The organism is Acinetobacter sp. TWP2-2-3, from assembly GCF_049896445.1.
In the GTDB taxonomy this organism is placed as follows: Bacteria; Pseudomonadota; Gammaproteobacteria; order Pseudomonadales; family Moraxellaceae; genus Acinetobacter.
The window spans coordinates 69,889-87,214 of the sequence record NZ_JAFCUI010000002.1 but is presented as its reverse complement, the minus strand read 5'-3'; the positions used below and the strand labels follow the sequence as shown (position 1 = coordinate 87,214).

At 44.3% G+C, this 17,326-nt stretch carries 12 protein-coding genes and 2 pseudogenes; 6 read left to right on the top strand and 8 right to left on the bottom strand.

The window, feature by feature from the left end; genetic code table 11:
• Nucleotides 1-3: 3 nt before the first annotated feature.
• The 3 genes from nuoC to ndhC form a co-directional block, all read right to left on the bottom strand.
• Complete coding sequence (nuoC, locus tag ACP7AK_RS03775) at nt 4-1,791, bottom strand: NADH-quinone oxidoreductase subunit C/D (protein WP_004732074.1); 1,788 nt, start codon at nt 1,789-1,791, stop codon at nt 4-6.
• Nucleotides 1,792-1,882: 91 nt separating this feature from the next.
• Nucleotides 1,883-2,563, bottom strand: a complete 681-nt coding sequence (locus ACP7AK_RS03770; protein ID WP_004280778.1) for a NuoB/complex I 20 kDa subunit family protein — start codon at nt 2,561-2,563, stop codon at nt 1,883-1,885.
• Between the two features lie 6 nt (nt 2,564-2,569).
• Nucleotides 2,570-3,115 carry an NADH-quinone oxidoreductase subunit A gene (gene ndhC, locus ACP7AK_RS03765; protein WP_004280779.1) on the bottom strand — a complete coding sequence of 182 codons (546 nt, stop codon included), beginning with the start codon at nt 3,113-3,115 and terminating at the stop codon, nt 2,570-2,572.
• A gap of 572 nt (nt 3,116-3,687) precedes the next feature.
• Between ndhC and ACP7AK_RS03760 the strand changes: the two genes are divergently transcribed.
• Entirely contained in the window at nt 3,688-4,044 is a 357-nt protein-coding gene (locus ACP7AK_RS03760; RefSeq protein ID WP_425878679.1) for a hypothetical protein, read from the top strand.
• 66 nt (nt 4,045-4,110) lie between these two features.
• Here ACP7AK_RS03760 and bfmS read toward each other — a convergent pair whose 3' ends face one another.
• The gene (gene bfmS / locus ACP7AK_RS03755) at nt 4,111-5,784 is read right to left on the bottom strand and encodes a sensor histidine kinase BfmS (protein ID WP_005104083.1); all 1,674 of its coding nucleotides are present in this window, start codon (nt 5,782-5,784) and stop codon (nt 4,111-4,113) included.
• A gap of 42 nt (nt 5,785-5,826) precedes the next feature.
• Nucleotides 5,827-6,543 carry a response regulator transcription factor BfmR gene (bfmR, locus tag ACP7AK_RS03750; RefSeq protein WP_004280782.1) on the bottom strand — a complete coding sequence of 239 codons (717 nt, stop codon included), beginning with the start codon at nt 6,541-6,543 and terminating at the stop codon, nt 5,827-5,829.
• 567 nt (nt 6,544-7,110) lie between these two features.
• Here bfmR and ACP7AK_RS03745 point away from each other — a divergent pair.
• From ACP7AK_RS03745 to ACP7AK_RS03730, 4 genes are all read left to right on the top strand, one after another.
• Entirely contained in the window at nt 7,111-9,948 is a 2,838-nt protein-coding gene (locus ACP7AK_RS03745) for a ribonucleoside-diphosphate reductase subunit alpha (RefSeq protein WP_425878677.1), read from the top strand.
• 106 nt (nt 9,949-10,054) lie between these two features.
• Nucleotides 10,055-10,336: a hypothetical protein gene (locus ACP7AK_RS03740; protein ID WP_253144269.1), complete on the top strand. Its 282-nt coding sequence runs from the start codon at nt 10,055-10,057 to the stop codon at nt 10,334-10,336.
• A gap of 34 nt (nt 10,337-10,370) precedes the next feature.
• The gene (locus tag ACP7AK_RS03735; protein WP_266100017.1) at nt 10,371-10,499 is read left to right on the top strand and encodes a hypothetical protein; all 129 of its coding nucleotides are present in this window, start codon (nt 10,371-10,373) and stop codon (nt 10,497-10,499) included.
• 141 nt (nt 10,500-10,640) lie between these two features.
• Complete coding sequence (locus ACP7AK_RS03730; protein ID WP_114541022.1) at nt 10,641-11,924, top strand: ribonucleotide-diphosphate reductase subunit beta; 1,284 nt, start codon at nt 10,641-10,643, stop codon at nt 11,922-11,924.
• A 105-nt stretch (nt 11,925-12,029) separates the two neighbouring features.
• Here the strand turns inward: ACP7AK_RS03730 and ACP7AK_RS03725 are convergent.
• Nucleotides 12,030-12,134 (bottom strand): annotated as a pseudogene (locus ACP7AK_RS03725) (arsenate reductase (glutaredoxin)); the annotation flags it as partial.
• On the opposite strand from ACP7AK_RS03725, the pseudogene ACP7AK_RS03720 reads away from it, so the two are divergent.
• Nucleotides 12,128-12,256 (top strand): annotated as a pseudogene (locus tag ACP7AK_RS03720) (arsenical resistance protein ArsH); the annotation flags it as partial. The pseudogenes ACP7AK_RS03725 and ACP7AK_RS03720 overlap by 7 nt on opposite strands.
• Before the next feature lie 109 nt (nt 12,257-12,365).
• On the opposite strand, the gene ACP7AK_RS03715 reads toward ACP7AK_RS03720, so the two are convergent.
• Both ACP7AK_RS03715 and ACP7AK_RS03710 read right to left on the bottom strand, forming a co-directional pair.
• A complete protein-coding gene (locus ACP7AK_RS03715; protein ID WP_425878674.1) occupies nt 12,366-14,495 on the bottom strand; it encodes a TonB-dependent receptor domain-containing protein in 2,130 nt (709 codons plus the stop codon).
• 391 nt (nt 14,496-14,886) lie between these two features.
• A complete protein-coding gene (locus tag ACP7AK_RS03710) occupies nt 14,887-17,289 on the bottom strand; it encodes a glucose/quinate/shikimate family membrane-bound PQQ-dependent dehydrogenase (protein WP_374952484.1) in 2,403 nt (800 codons plus the stop codon).
• Nucleotides 17,290-17,326 lie beyond the last annotated feature (37 nt).

Here is a 17,326-nt window from a genome sequence, read left to right as displayed (position 1 = left end):
CCCTTAGCGATCCACGTCAGCCATTACGACGTCAATGGTCGCTAAATAAATGATTAAGTCAGACATTAAGCTGCCGTTAATCACAGAAGGCATTTGCTGTAAATGCGTGAAGGTTGGTGTACGGATACGGGTACGGTAACTCATAGTTGACTTGTCTGAAGTCAAGTAGTAGTTCGACGCGCCTTTCACCACTTCCGCCATCACAGATGCTTCACCCGCCGGCATTACAGGACCCCAAGATACGCTCAGGAAGTGCGTAATTAAGGTTTCAATATCTTGTAATGTCTTGTCTTTTGGTGGTGGAACAGCCAGTGGATGGTCTGCTTTGTACGCACCAGACGGCATATTATCTAAACATTGTTTGATAATTTTCAGTGATTCTTCGATTTCACGGTAGTGAACGATGACACGTGCATAGGCATCGCCTTCGTACTCAACCGGCACTTCGAAGTCATAATTTTCATAACCGCTATATGGACGGTATTTACGTACGTCAAAGTCGATACCTGTAGCGCGTAGACCTGTACCTGTTACACCCCAAGCCAATGCAGATTTTGCATCATATTGCGCAACATTACGGGTACGACCCACAAACACCGAGTTTTTCAGCGCTGCAGTATGATATTCCTTCAAACGTTTCGGCATCCAGTCCAAAATTTCACGGATCAGGTGCTGCCAGTTGTTTGGAAGGTCATGTGCGGTACCACCGATACGGAACCATGCCGGATGCATACGATAACCGGTGATCGCTTCAATCGCGTCATAGATTTTCTGACGGTCAGCAAACATGTAGAAGACTGGCGTCATACCACCGGCATCTTGAATCGCAGTACCAATGAACAACAAGTGGTTATTGATACGGAACAGTTCAGACATCATCACGCGGATACATTGCGCACGGTCAGGTACAGTAATACCCGCCATTTGCTCTACGCCAAGCACGTAAGGCATGTTTTGCGCACAACCACCGAGGTAGTCGACACGGTCTGTATACGGAATGAATGAATGCCAGGTTTGACGTTCAGCCATCTTTTCCACACCACGGTGGTGATAACCGATGTCAGGCACACAGTCTTTCACTTCTTCACCGTCCAGCTGCAAGATCACACGGAACGCACCGTGCGCAGATGGATGGTTCGGACCCAAGTTCAGGAACATGAAGTCTTCATCGGCATTGCCGCGCTTCATACCCCAATCTTCAGGGACGAAACGAAGATGTTCCTGTTCGTAGTCCTGTTTGGCTTTATCTTGCAAATACGGCGTATATTCAGTCGCACGTGCAGAATATTCTTTACGTAGCGGATGACCTTCCCAATAGGTTGGCAACAAGATACGACGGAGCATTGGATGCCCTTCGAAATTGATCCCGAACATATCGTAAGCTTCACGTTCGTACCAGTTGGCATTTGGCCAAATATTGGTTGCCGTCGGAAGATTCAAATCGCTTTCTGCTAAGGCAACTTTAATACGAATGTCAGTATTACGCTCGAGCGACAACAAGTGATAGAACACTGTGAAGTCAGACGCAGGTAAACCGTCGCGGTGCGTACGCAGACGCTCATCTACCGCTGACAAGTCGAACAACATCACGTAAGGACGTGACACTGTACGCAAGAACATTAAAACTTCTTGTACACGTGCGCGCTCAACCCAGACTGTCGGGAAATCCTCGAAAGTCGTTTGCACAAAGAAGTTCTCACCAAATTTGGTTTTGAGTTCTTCAATAATGGCAAATGCTGGGCGTGAATCAACAGGCGTTGATTCTGGCATAGCAATGTCAGTTTCAGCCATTGGCTTGGCTTCCTATTTAATACAAATTCAGTCAACCTAAACGACAATTACACCCATAGCGGGTGCACAACAAAACAACCTGTCGTTTAAATTATTTAATTTCATCCATTGAGCGCAGATTTTTCACAGCAACACGCTGGTCTTTCTTACGGTCACGTTCCGGCATCATCTTTGGCTTATACACTGGCTTAAGATCATCACCGATCACCGCAGAAAGCGGACGACGCTCTAGTTGAATCTGGTCTTGCAACAGCATCAATGCCTGAATCAAAGCTTCAGGACGTGGTGGGCAACCTGGAATATACACATCGACCGGGATGATTTTATCCACACCTTGTACGACTGAATAAATATCGTACATACCACCTGAGTTGGCACATGCACCCATTGAAATGACCCATTTTGGTTCAAGCATCTGTTCGTACAGACGCTGAATTACTGGCGCCATTTTTACGAAGCAAGTACCCGCTACAATCATTAAGTCCGCCTGACGCGGTGAAGCACGGATAACCTCGGCACCAAAACGTGACAAGTCATGCACGCCGGTCAAGGTCGTTGCATATTCTACGTAGCAGCAAGATGTACCAAAGTTAAATGGCCAAACTGAGTTTTTACGACCCCAGTTGACTGCTGTATGTACCACATCCTCTAAGCGAGTCATGAATACATTTTTATTCACTTCTTCTTCTAGCAACGGATCTTCTACAACAATACGTTCCTGAAGTGGATATTGGTCAGCATTCGGATTCGCACGGGTTAATGTATATTTCATCCCGTCTTACTCCTTATCAGATAATTGAGTTTGTGACTTTTTCACAAAACCAGATGATTGAGCCGGGATTTGACCCGTTGGATCCATCACCAATTCTTCAATCGAGTTGAAGCGCGTAATTTCTGCAAGATCCATATTTGGCGAACCAATCTTAGCTTTAATTCCTGCTGCCTTACGTCTGTCTGAAGGTGCCCAATTGAGTGCGCCTGTCGATAATTCGTAAATCAAACCAACAAGTAAAACTATGATAAAGATAGCTGCAGTTGCAAAACCAATCCAACCTACCTCACGAACAGAAACTGCCCATGCATATAGATAAAGTGCTTCTAAATCAAACACCACAAAGAAAATTGCAACTAAATAGAACTTTGCAGACAAGCGGATACGAGCTCCACCTGCGCTAACTACACCTGACTCAAACTGCTCCTGCTTGGCACGGCCCCATGATTTACCCCCGAGGAGTAATGGGACAGTCAGCATAAAGACGCATAAAAATGTAACGCCGATCACGAAGGCAATAATTGCCCATTCGTATGGAGTAATAGCACTCATGCGGGGATAACTCCTGGCAGGCCTATTTGTTAACAAAGAATGTATGTATTGGCCTTCAAATACACCAAACACAAAATTAATCCCGCCAATTGTACCTGATTTTGGATTTCACTTGCTAGTTTATAAGCCTTAGTCTTTGGGATGATTTTTTAGACATTTCAGGATTTAATTTGACTTTAATCATTCAGAATTCGTTTTAATCGTTTTCCCAAATTAAATTTTAATTATCTATTAATTTTTCTATAAAGAGCACTTCCAGAAAATAGGCTGATCGATGAGCTGCTTTTCTCGCCCACCCATTTAGATATAGTCTTTTTCACTATTGAATCCAAGTTAAATCGGATAAAAACTTATTTTAACAACTATTTTTTCTTTCAAACCAATTGATTTAACTTGATATTTAATGTGATTTTTTATATTTAACTGTTGCTTTACCCCCTGCAGCTACTTGGTAATCTTGGATTGGCAATTGTGTCTTTTTGCAACATGCTCAACGGACTGATTCAGAATATGTTATTTCTATTTCTAAACCACATCATGACATTAATAAAGTAACAATAAGGAGTCCTTGCATGTCTCTACGCTTTTCCCATCGACCTAATTATTTTTTATTTGCTCAATTACTGGTTAGCCATATAGAAAATTACATCCAGAAAAATCCCAACATAAGCCAGGCAGCTTTTGACTTACGTGACATCCATGCACTTTTTCAAGAGGACCATGCTTCTTCCAGCATCAATCTGGATGGCATTATGAATATCGCTGACGAATATAAAGTCGAAACGTTATCAGGCGACCAAAAACTGATTCAGCGTTATAATGTCGATGCGAAAAACACCAAACTGTTGATCGACTTTAACCCTGAAGCGCTACAAAGCTTAAAAGAGGGCAAATCACTCATTGAACCTGATGCGACCATTCAGGAATAAAATCTCTTCCAATAAAAAACGATGCTGATGCATCGTTTTTTTATGACCAAAATCATTTACACAATATCAAGCTAAATGATCACTCGCTTCCTCTGGCTTTTTTTCCAGCATTTTGCGCTTACTCTTCTTGACATAACGTTGTGCCGGCCAGGTCATGGTAAAACGCGCACCACCCAGCGTCGGGCTTTGATCCACCTGAATCGTGCCACCAAACCAGTACGCAATCCGGCTGACAATCGACAAACCTAAACCATAACCACCCGACGCACGGGTACGGCTATCATCCAGTCGGGCAAAGGCTTCAAAAATGCGGGCACGATCTATTTCTGGAATCCCCGGCCCGTCATCTTCAACGCAAACATAGGCCTGACCATCCTGATCCAGACCGCCGCTAATCAAGATTTTATTATCGCAATAACGTACAGCATTGCCGACCAGATTCTGAATTACACGATGCAGATAACGACGCTCCGCCTCTACTGTGACCGCAACAGGCATTGGATGTAATTCGATGATTTTCTGGGTTTTCAGCGCTTCAGTTTCTTGTGCCACCTGATTCAGTACGTCATACAGATCGATTTGCTCAAACTCAATCGACGGCATGCCCTGTTCCAGTTTGGCATAGGTCATGATCTCATCAATCAAGGTATTCAGCGCTTCAATATCTTTATCAATCTGTTCCACCTGTTGCAGACGATAATCGTAGTCATCTTCATCCGCCATCATTTCCACACCAAAGCGGATTCGTGCCACCGGTGTACGCAACTCATGCGACACCGCACGCATCAACTCACGCTGCGCTTCGATCAAACGCTGGATATGATCTGACATATTGTTATAGCTAGACGCCAGTGTAGACATCTCGTCACTGCCTTCCACAGGAAGACGCAATGACATATTACCCGATTTCATTTTGTTTAAGGCATAGCTGACTTCACGCAACTTACGCTGCATCGGAACCAGAAGACCATAAACACCCAGACTCAACACAAAAAGGCTTAATAAGGTAATACCGGTCGCCAACTGGAATGGCATCCAGTTAAACAAGGGTACCGGCCCCATGACCAATACTTGCGAGGTCGAACCAGGAATCGGTGAAATAATTGAAATTGTGGTACCACGAATAGAGGCATTGTCGCGGTATAAAATGATGCTGTGATCCAGACGCAGACGTCCGATTTGCTCGGAGTCTAAAGGTAGATTCTGGACATTTTCGATAGAAACCGGATAAGAAAAATAATCCTGAATACGAGCCAGATATTCTTTTTCCTGACCTGGATAGTAGACCAGATAGTCCAGGATAAAGACTGGTAAGGCCTTCATCTGGCGCTCAGTAATACTGTCGGCCTTAATATAAAGGTAATGACCCGGGTCATCGCGCAGCCCAACCACAATATAGGCAATACCTGATTCGGCGTCCCAACGCACCACCGCTTTTCGTTCGGCAATACGGCGCCCTTCAGCACGGGTAATATCGACCTTACTGGCTTCTACATAATGGATAGGTAATTCCAGCAAATCGGAGGCATCAGAAACCCAATCCATCTTTTGCTGGAGATTTGGCTGGCGTGCGACCCCTTCACTGATGATATACGCCATACCATCAGTCAGGGATTCGCGATATTCTTGCGCACGCTGATAGTTGATAATCTGTACCAACAAATAGCCGAACACCGCCACCAAGACGACAAGGATGACGAGTCCTGCGTATATACGCAAAAATATACTGTGTTTAAACACCTATAATTTATCCTGCTTGTTCAAGCAACAAACCACATTTGCTTAAAGACCATTGGTCTCTTTAACAAAAAGATAACCCTTACTACGTACTGTTTTAATACGCTTCGGATTTTCTGGATCGTCACCGATTTTTGGACGGATACGAGAAATACGCACATCGATTGAACGGTCTTGACCATCATATTCGATACCACGTAAACGCTCGAAAATATCTTCGCGAGAGAGAATACGGCCAGCATTCGATGCAAGCAACCATAACAGGTCATATTCTGCACTGGTAAAATCAACCAGATCGCCATTTAAGGTCACTGAACGGCCGCCATTGTCGATGACCAGATCATCAAATTCGATGCGCTGTGCCACTTCATCTTCAGGCACCTTGTCAGTACGACGCAGCAATGCACGAATACGTGCCAGCAATACACGTGGCTGAACCGGTTTAGCGACATAGTCATCTGCACCCATTTCCAGACCCAAAACCTGATCCATGTCTTCAGTACGCGCAGTCAACATCAAAATCGGTTGATGATAATGTGGACGCACTTCACGGCAAATGGTCAAGCCATCCGCACCTGGCAACATCACATCCAGCACCACCATATCTGGCTGCTCGGCAATAATCCGACGAATGGCACGGTTACCATCCGGCTCTACCCCCACCTCAAGTCCGTTACGAATGAGGTATTCTTGCGTTAAACGGGCAAGACGCTCGTCATCTTCAACAATTAAAATCTTGGGTAACTTTTCTTCTTGGCTCATGTATTGCCCCTTATTTGGTGGATCTACGCTATAGGCGTATCCTTTTGAAATCCAATAGATACGTTTTTAATATGCTTGCAATATACACACGTTTACATTGTAAACAAGATAGCGTTCACCAAACTGATACATCAAGATAGCATTTTGTAATATTTTATCGTGCATTTTTTGGACAATTATGCTTGAAACAGTGGTTTAGATCTGATTTTCGATTTACACAACTATTACATGGACAAAATATGACTGCTTGATTCCGCACTTTTTAGTTATCCACAGTGTTATCTATAAGCACTTTCTTGGGACTTTGTTATGCTATGCCTTGCCTGATAAGGCTTATACAAAAATCAATAAAAATAGCGATATTTTTACAAGGATTAAAGCACAACTTAAGAAAAATATTTAGCTAAATGTCAATATTGATCTACCCTAAATTTTCCCGTATCTTGTGTTCAATTAATTTTAAAACCACTAGGTCTTGTGTTTATTCCTCAAACACTGTGGCATGAATTTTGCCCAGTTCAAACGGTCCATAAACATAAAAATAGATGACAATGGAGCTATGCTAACATGAGCGTAATCACTTCAACTCCTGGTCAACTTCAGGTGATTAAACGCACCGGTGATGTTGCCGCTTTTGATGCAGAAAAAATTTCTGTCGCAATTGGTAAAGCGTTTTTGGCGGTTGAAGGCCAACAAAGCGCTGACTCGAGCCGGATCCATGATCGTATCGAGCAACTGACGGAAATGGTATTAAATACCTTTAAACGTCGTTTACCTTCTGGCGGAACGATTCATATTGAAGAAATTCAAGACCAAGTTGAACTTGCGCTAATGCGTACGGGCGAACAGAAAGTTGCACGCTCTTATGTCATTTACCGTGAACAACGTTCTGAAGCACGTAAACAGTTAGGTGCACATCATCACCCGACCCTGCAAATTACCGATGCTGAAGGCAAACTCAAGCCACTAGATTTAAGTGCTTTAACTGCGCATGTTACTAAAGCAGCAGAAGGCCTTGAAGGGATTGATGTACAAGCCATTGTCGATGAGACTGTGAAAAACTTGTACAACGGCGTAAAAGAGTCTGACATCTCGACCACGATGATGATGGCGACCCGTACCCGTATCGAGCAAGAGCCTAACTATACGTATGTGACTGCACGTTTATTGCGTGATGACCTGGTTGCGACTGGTTTGAAATTCCTGGGTCTACCTGTAGATACAGTTGAAGGCGATGCGCTGGAAACTTACCTGAAAAAAGGGATTGAGCTTGAGCTGCTTTCTCCAGAATTGCTGAACTTTGACCTGGCGAAACTGGCTGCTGCGATTCAACCGGAACGTTCTAACCAGTTTACTTACCTGGGTCTACAAACCTTATTTGACCGTTACTTCATCCACTCGGATGGCGTACGTTTCGAATTGCCGCAATTATTCTTTATGCGTGTTTCTATGGGCTTGTCGCTCAATGAAGAAAACCGTGAAGACCGTGCAATCGAATTCTATAACTTATTGTCTAGCTTCGACTACATGGCATCGACGCCCACCCTGTTTAACTCAGGTACGCTTCGTCCACAGTTGTCTAGCTGCTACTTGACTACAATTGATGATGACCTGTACGACATCTATGGCGCAATGCGTGATAACGCAATGCTGTCTAAATGGGCAGGTGGTTTAGGTAATGACTGGACGCCAGTTCGTGCCTTGAACTCATACATCAAAGGTACAAACGGTAAGTCGCAAGGTGTTGTTCCATTCCTTAAAGTAGCGAATGATACGGCTGTTGCGGTTAACCAGGGCGGCAAGCGTAAAGGTGCAGTATGTGCATACTTAGAAACCTGGCACCTGGACATCGAAGAATTCCTTGAACTGCGTAAGAACACTGGTGATGACCGTCGTCGTACCCATGACATGAACACTGCGAACTGGGTTCCTGACCTGTTCATGCAACGTGTATTCGAAGATGCTGAATGGACTTTGTTCACCCCTTCTGAAACGCCTGATCTGCATGATTTGACTGGTGCAGAATTCGCTGAGCGTTATGCACATTACGAAGCGATTGCCAAAGAAACAAACATGTTGCACAAGAAAATCCGTGCAAAAGATTTGTGGCGCAAAATGCTGTCTATGCTGTTTGAAACTGGTCACCCGTGGATCACATTCAAAGACGTATGTAACCTGCGTTCACCACAACAACACGTAGGTGTAGTTCACTCTTCTAACTTATGTACAGAAATTACGCTGAACACCAGCAAAGAAGAAATCGCGGTATGTAACCTGGGTTCGATTAACCTGGTACAACATGTTCAAGGTGGTGTACTTGATCGCGAAAAACTGGCACGTACCGTTAAAACTGCGGTTCGTATGCTCGACAACGTGATCGACATCAACTACTACGCTGTTCCGCAAGCGCGCAACTCGAACCTGAAACACCGTCCGGTTGGTATGGGTATCATGGGCTTCCAGGATGCACTGTATGAGATGAACCTTGCTTATGGTTCTGATGCTGCGGTTGAGTTTGCTGATGAATCGATGGAAGTAATCTCATACTACGCGATTTCAACCTCTAGCGATTTGGCTGTTGAACGTGGTACATACGAAACATTCAAGGGTTCATTGTGGGATCAAGGTATCCTGCCAATCGACTCGCTTGATCTGGTTGCGAAAACTCGCCCTGAACGCATGTTCGAAGTCGACCGCACTCAACGTCTGGACTGGGACACGTTACGTGCCAAAGTTCAAAAAGACGGTATGCGTAACTCGAACGTGATGGCGATTGCACCAACAGCAACGATTTCAAACATCTGTGGCGTGTCTCAGTCAATCGAGCCAACCTTCCAGAACTTGTATGTGAAATCAAACCTGTCTGGCGAATTCACCGTGATTAACCCGTACCTGGTACGTGCGTTGAAAGAACGTGGTCTTTGGGATGCGGTAATGGTCAACGACCTGAAACACTTCGAAGGTTCTGTGCAGAAGATTTCCCGTATTCCTGAAGAGCTTAAAGCCATTTTCGCGACTGCATTTGAAGTTGATACACGCTGGATCGTGGATGCTGCATCACGTCGTCAAAAATGGATCGATCAGGCTCAGTCTCTTAACCTTTACATCGCTGGTGCAAACGGTAAGAAACTGGACATCACTTACAAGATGGCTTGGTTACGTGGTCTTAAGACGACTTATTACCTTCGTGCATTGGGTGCGACTTCTGCTGAGAAATCTACAATTAACACTGGCGCATTGAATGCAGTTAAACCTGCAACTGTTGCGGCTCCTGTTGCGGCAGTAGCTCCGGTGGTTGAAGCGCAAAAACCTGAAGCTCCTGCAGAGGAAGAAGGTTTTGCTCAAGCGGCGCCAGTGCCAATGGCATGTTCAATTGACAATCCTGATTGTGAAGCTTGTCAATAATTAACTAAAGGTATCGAACTCAGAAATTAGGCTACTCACGTGGCCTCTCTGGAAATTCTCTAAACGTTAGGCTACGTATAGCGTAATTTTTCTGAAAGGAAGAATTATGAAAAAAAGAAAAGATATCTTTGGTCGAAAAATTGATTTAACCAGAGAAGAGCGTAAGTCTCTTCAAAGATTTGTAAGTGTAGCGATTACGGCTATTTGGTTTTGGCGATTTAGAGATTTGCCAATCATCTATAGCTTGCTTAATTGTCTCACTTATATGTTCACAGAGTTTTTAAGACTTCTTAAAAAGAGTTGGGAATTATCTATAGTGCTAGCTATACCTTATTTTGCAGCAAAGTTCGCACTATATTTTATTCATTTGAGTCAGCCTATCATTTGATAGGCTAACTATAAAAATAAAGGAAATCACCATCATGCCTCCAATGACTCATAACTACATGTTAGGACTTGCGGCATTGCTGATTTCCTTTGGTATTACCTTTTATTTACCCATTGCTTACTTCTGGCTCAAAGTTCGCCAGCAGCGTAAGCAAAATAAGTAGTGGGGATTATTGCTCCTGTATAAAACTAGAGCATTCATCAACAAAACTTAATTTTGCTTAAACAAATTGAGCGTATAGTAAGACATCTCAGCCAAGCTGAATGTCTCATAAAAGATATAAAGCAACGTAGAGAGAATTGATATGTCTATCCTAAGTTGGGACGATTTCGAAGATGATTCGCAAAAACCGGCTGCACCTGAACAGCAGCCTGCGCCCGTCGAGCCGCAAAAAACGTCTAATTCACAGATGGTATCTGATGCAGGCAACGCATCGCCGGATGTGGCAGCTGCACAACCCCTTAGAGCCACTCAAAACCGAGGATCAAATCCAACCGATTCGCTGGCAAGAGCATCTGCTTCCCTAGAGCAACTTGATGTAGCTCCAGGCCTGGAAGAGCTTGAAATGGGTGCGCAACGCGTACAGGTTGATGACAAGGCGATGATCAACTGTCGTGCAGACTTGAACCAGCTTGTTCCATTCAAATACGAATGGGCTTGGCAGAAGTATCTGGATGGTTGTGCAAACCACTGGATGCCACAAGAAGTCAACATGAACCACGACATCGCGCTGTGGAAGTCTGAAAATGGCTTGACTGAAGATGAACGTACCATCGTAATGCGTTCACTTGGTTTCTTCTCGACTGCCGATTCACTGGTTGCAAACAATCTGGTACTGGCGATTTATCGTCACATTACCAACCCTGAATGCCGTCAGTACATTTTGCGTCAGGCGTTTGAAGAAGCGATTCACACACACGCTTACCAGTATTGTATCGAGTCGCTAGGTATGGATGAAGGCGAAGTCTTCAACATGTACCGCGAAGTACCGTCAGTGGCACGTAAAGCGGCGTGGGGCCTGAAATATACTCAGTCTTTAAGTGATCCTACTTTCAAAACCGGCACACCTGAAAACGACCAGATCCTGCTTCGCAACCTGATCGCGTTCTACTGTGTACTTGAAGGTATCTTCTTCTACTGTGGTTTCAGCCAGATCCTGTCGATGGGCCGTCGTAACAAGATGAATGGTGTTGCCGAGCAATTCCAGTACATCCTGCGTGATGAGTCAATGCACCTGAACTTTGGTATCGATATGATCAACCAGATCAAGATCGAAAACCCAGGTTTATGGACCACTGAATTCCAGGAAGAAATCATCCAGATGATTCTTGAAGGTACCATGCTGGAAATCGAATATGCACGTGACACCATGCCACGCGGTGTACTTGGCATGAATGCTGGCATGATGGAAGAATACCTGAAGTTTATTGCTAACCGTCGTCTGGCGCAGTTAGGCTTGCCTGAACAGTTTGCTGGTGTGAATAACCCGTTCCAGTGGATGTCAGAGATGATGGACTTGCGTAAAGAGAAGAATTTCTTCGAGACGCGCGTAACAGATTACCAAACTGGCGGTGCGTTAAGCTGGTAAGGTTTAGCTTAAAATGACACGACATCTGTGATTTTAACTTTAAATAAAAAGCCACCCTTGCGGTGGCTTTTTTATGATCTGATTTATCGTCTTCAATTCTGGGATTTATTTCAACCGCTTCCCTGCTTCATCAATAATCATTTCCCCATCTTCATTGCTAAACGCTGCGCACTGCGGAGCAGAAAGAATATCTAAAACAACTTCTGATGGAGGAACTCTACAAGTTCACCTTACTCACCCGCGGTCAGTCTGCTGATCTCACCGATCGATATTCTGAACGGGTCGAAAGTGCCGGGGAATTATCAAAGCGGGTAAATCAGAAAACAATCTAGTATTTTCCAGACTGCTTCGATTCATCTTTTTAAAACCTCAATATTTAAAATCCCGCTTTAAAAGCGGGATTTTTTATTTTGAAAATTTAGCAGCCACAAATCATTTCAATTAAAACTCTTTTGTCACGCTCAAACCCGCACTCCAGTTTCGCCCTTCTGCTGGTTCATAGAAACGACTATTGCTTTCATTGACAATCACTGAACCTGAATAGTCTTTATCAAAAAGATTATCGACACGTGCAAAAGTTTTGACAGACCAGTCTTTCATATTCCATTTATAGCCAACATTGGCACCAGCAACAGTATAGCTGGGTGCATATTCAGTATTGGTATCATTGACATAAATTCGATCTGAATAACGTACATCCAAACCTGCACTCAAACCATTTTCAGGTTTCCAGCCCAGACTTAAAAATGCCTGATTTTTGGCAATACCGGGAATATAGTTTCCTGATTCAACTCTCGACACTGCAATATTGCCATTCTGATTTAAAATTTCAGGAATATCAGCATCAAAAGTTGCATCTATATAGCTATAGCTGGCTTGAGCAGTGAGATCACGCCATAAACTTTTATTCCAGGAGAGTTCAATACCTTCTCTTAAAGTTTGATCTGCATTACGGAAAGTAGAGCGACCATTGTCATTACCTGCAGAAACAATGTCATCCTGAGTCGTGGTATGGAATACTGCAGCAGTAAAATCACCGAAACGATTAGCAGATTTTAAGCCAAGTTCATACGTTTCACTTTCTGCTGCTTTTAAACTAAAGCTCCGGTGTTCTGCAGTATTTGCAGGATAAGACATTTCGGTAAAGGTGGGCGTTTCAAAGCCTTGTGCATAACTGACATAAGTCATCAGCTCAGGTAAAATCTGCCAGCTTAAAGCCATGGAGGGCAATAATTTCTGATAATCGGTTTTACCTGAATTATTGCCATTCGCCAGAAACTTGTCTTTAGACTTGAAATGAACATTGCTATAGCGCAGGCCGGCATCCAAGGTCCAATCGGGAGCAAAGTGATAAGAAGCTTGCAAATACGGATCTAAATTCCACAGGGTATTATCTTCATCTCGACGCAGTTCACCTTTAACCCCCAAGCGATCACCTAAAAAGTTTTGATAGCCTTTACGGTCTTCAGTCATGGCATCAAAAGCGAGACCAGCAATCAGTTGGATATCTGGCAGAATATCTTTACCCGTCCAGCGTAAATCTGTCCCATAAAAATTACGGTCAAAATCAATCACGCCACCCGCATGATTAACTCCACCTTGTGCTGTACGAGGAATCGACTGATATTGCGTGACTGCGCGCTGTCCCCAGTAGGCCATACCATACAGTTCATGCTGATCATTGATCGGTTTATTCCAGGTCAAACCTGTTTGCAGCTGCTCAATTTCTTTACGTGCATTATAAAGAAGGACGTTGGTCGCGACCTGTCGGGGATTGGCCTTCCACTGGTCTCGGGTTAAACCACCCGGATCATCCGCTGCAATTTTGACATAGTTATTCATCCAGTTGATTTTAGAACCATCTTCCAGATCCCAGGTCAGCTTGGCATTATTCAGAACTTTATGTGCACTGCTGTGATCACGGTAACCATTGGTATCAAAATAAGAGGAGCTGATGATATAGCTTGGCTCTGAAGCATTCTCTGAACCGCCTTGCAAAACCAGCTTGGTCTGCCCTTTGTTCTGACTCCCTGCAGAATGCCCCAGTTCAATTGAGTCAGCGCCTTGCCCTTCCGTTGTGGTGGTTAAAATCGTTCCCCCCGAAGAGTTGCCATACAACGAGGAAAACGCACCACCCAAAACCTCAATATGATCCAGACTGTTCAAATCAATATTCGAGGTTTGCCCCTGCCCATCCGGCATCGTTGCAGGGATTCCATCCACATATAAACGCACACCACGCACACCAAAACTGGAGCGAGCGCCAAAGCCTCGCATCGAAATTTGCAGGTCCTGGGCATAGTTTTCACGATTATTTAACTGTAATCCTGGAACGCCTTTTAATGTTTCCGACAGGTTCACATTCATGCTGTTATCTTGTTCTTGATTCAGATAATACACTGATGCCGGTGTGGTCAATCGCTCCCGATCGGTACGGGTCGCTTGAATGATAATCGTGTCTAACCTTTGGACTTCTTGTGTGTCATTTTCTGCATAAATATTCTGACCTGCGCAAGCAATCAGGCAGGACAAGGTCGATTTCACAAATGGAAATTTCGGGCTTTGATACATAAATAACAGGCCTTATTTGAAAGTGGTTTAATGCGGCAAATACCTTATCAAGATGGCGTACATCTCATGATTCAATTCATTTTGTTTTAAGCATCGATATCCAATAAATGCGCTGATTCGATGACATATAGTTCGTTCAATGGATAGAAAGACTTTGAGCTTAAAATTCTGTGTTCGGTAAATTCAGACTTGATTAATCCTTTATCTGAATTGCGCTTAAAATCAGCCAGATACAAAGCATATTATTTTAATGCGATCTGAATGAAATTGAGCTTTCAGCAACAAATCAACATCATTTCTCTGTGTCCTTAAAACTGGATGTAGGCATTCAACAATACATAATAAAAAAGCCTGACGAATCAGGCTCCTTCATACTGATTTAAAAATTTAACTATTTATTGTCTGGCAAGGCATAAGCCACCAGAGAGTCGCCCATTTTAGTCCCAAAGGAACCATGACCACCCGCCATAATGACCACATACTGCTTGCCATTCGCTTCATAAGTCATTGGTGTAGCCTGACCACCCGCAGGTAGACGGCCTTTCCACAATTCATCACCGTTGTTCACGTTGATGGCGCGAATGTAGTTATCTTGAGTTCCACCCACAAACATTACATTACCCGCAGTTGAAATAGGCCCACCCAGCATCGGCACACCCATTTTGAATGGCGGCAATGGAATGCCCGGCATACTGTCACGAATGGTACCGATGCGGCGTTTCCAGGCCACTTCATGAGTATTTAAGTCCACACCTGCAACAAATCCCCATGATGGCTGTTTACACGGTAGACCGAATGGAGACAGGAACGCACTGATTTCAACACCATAAGGCACACCATACATCGGTTGAACACCTGCTTCTGTGCCTGCACCTTTAGCCGTCTTAGGACGGTTCGGATCTTGAGGAATCAGTTTCGATACAAATGGCAGGCCAATCGGGTTGGTTAATGCAATTTGACGGTCCGGATTCACCGACATACCACCCCATTCAAACACACCCAAATTGCCCGGGAAGACCAGTGTCCCATTTTCAGAAGGTGGTGTATAAATGCCATCGTAATTCAGTTTATGGAATGCAACACGGCAGACCAACTGGTCAAACATGGTCGCACCCCACATCTGTTTATCGGTCAATTTATCTTGTGGCGCCAGATTAAAATCAGAGAACGGTTGAGTTTTAGAATAGAACTCACCTTTGGTTTGGGGTCCACGTTTCACAGATTGTGGTACCGGTTTCTCGGTAATCGGCACAATCGCTTTACCATTACGACGATCCAGCACAAAAGCATTCCCAGTTTTGGTCAAGACATAAATGGCTGGAACCATATTGCCACTTTTGTCTTTAATCTCGGTCAATGTCGGCTGTGAAGGTACGTCCATATCCCACAAATCATGATGGGTAGTCTGGAAGTTCCATACTAGCTTACCAGTCGTCGCATTCAGGGCCAGCATCGAGTTGGCATAACGCTCGTCCAGTTCAGTCCGGTGACCACCGTAAATATCCGGGGTACCGACACCCGTTGGTACGTAGACGATGTCCAGCTCTGCATCATAGGCCAAAGGTGCCCAAGCATTTGGAGAGTTATGTACAAATTTTTGACCCGGTGCAGGAATCAAATTCGGATCTTCAGCGCCTGTGTCAAATACCCAAAGCAGTTCACCGGTATTCACGTCATAACCACGGATCACACCCGATGGTTCTTCAGTTGAATAGTTGTCGGTAGTTGAACCCGCAATAATAATGGTGGTGCCGGTTACTACAGGCGGTGAGGTTGGAATATAACCGCCCGGATATGGGAATGGCATATCTTTTTGCAGATCGACTTCGCCATTTTTACCAAAATCAGAACAGACTTTACCGGTGGTCGCATTGACCGCCACTAAACGCCCATCATTGACCGGTAAAATGACTTTTTGTGGACATTCAGCAGAGCTGCTTTTTTTCGCAGCGAGACTGCTTTCAAAACCAGCCGTATTGTTGACATCATAATAAGACACGCCACGACAGGTTAAATGCTGATAGGTATGATCAGCTTTCAGCTTTGGATCATAGGTCCATTTCGCCTTACCTGTTGCCGGATCAAGCGCAGTCAATTTCTGGTGAGTGGTACAGATGTACATGTTGTCACCCACCTTGATTGGGGTAACCTGATTGGTGGTTTCACCCGAGTCATTTTCAGTCTTGAATTCGCCCGTGTGATATTCCCAAGCCACCTGCAAATCTTTGACATTTTCAGTATTAATCTGCTTTAACGGTGAATACCGTAAACCGGACTGGGTACGACCATAAGCAGGCCAGTCTTCATCTGCCACACCGGGAATTGGCTGGTGAGTTGCAGGCTGCTGGGATTTTAATTCACCGCGAATTTCTTGCGGGTCATTAAATACAGCATAAATCATGACAGCGATGGTAATGGCCAATGAAGCACCCAAGGCAATTTTCGCGGTTTTAGCATGATCAAAGCCACGTGTGGTAGCCGGAATCAGCAGGGCCAGACCAAACAGCCCTAAAATATCTAAACGCGGCGCAAGTGCAAAGAAATCTGAACCGACTTCCCACAGCCCCCACACCACTGTCGCCAAAACGAATATGGCATAAACAAGGAGTGCAGCACTTTTTCGTTTATACAAGAGAACTGCGGTCGCAATAAAGAGAATACCTGCAATGATGTAGTACCAAGACCCACCCAGCACTGCAAGATAAATCCCTCCAATCAGCAGTCCTATACCGAAAACAGCGGCAATGACCGCTAAAATCGTTTTCAGTACTGAACCTGATGATGAAGTATTCATATTGAACACCTATAAAAGTTTTTTTTGAAAGTCCATG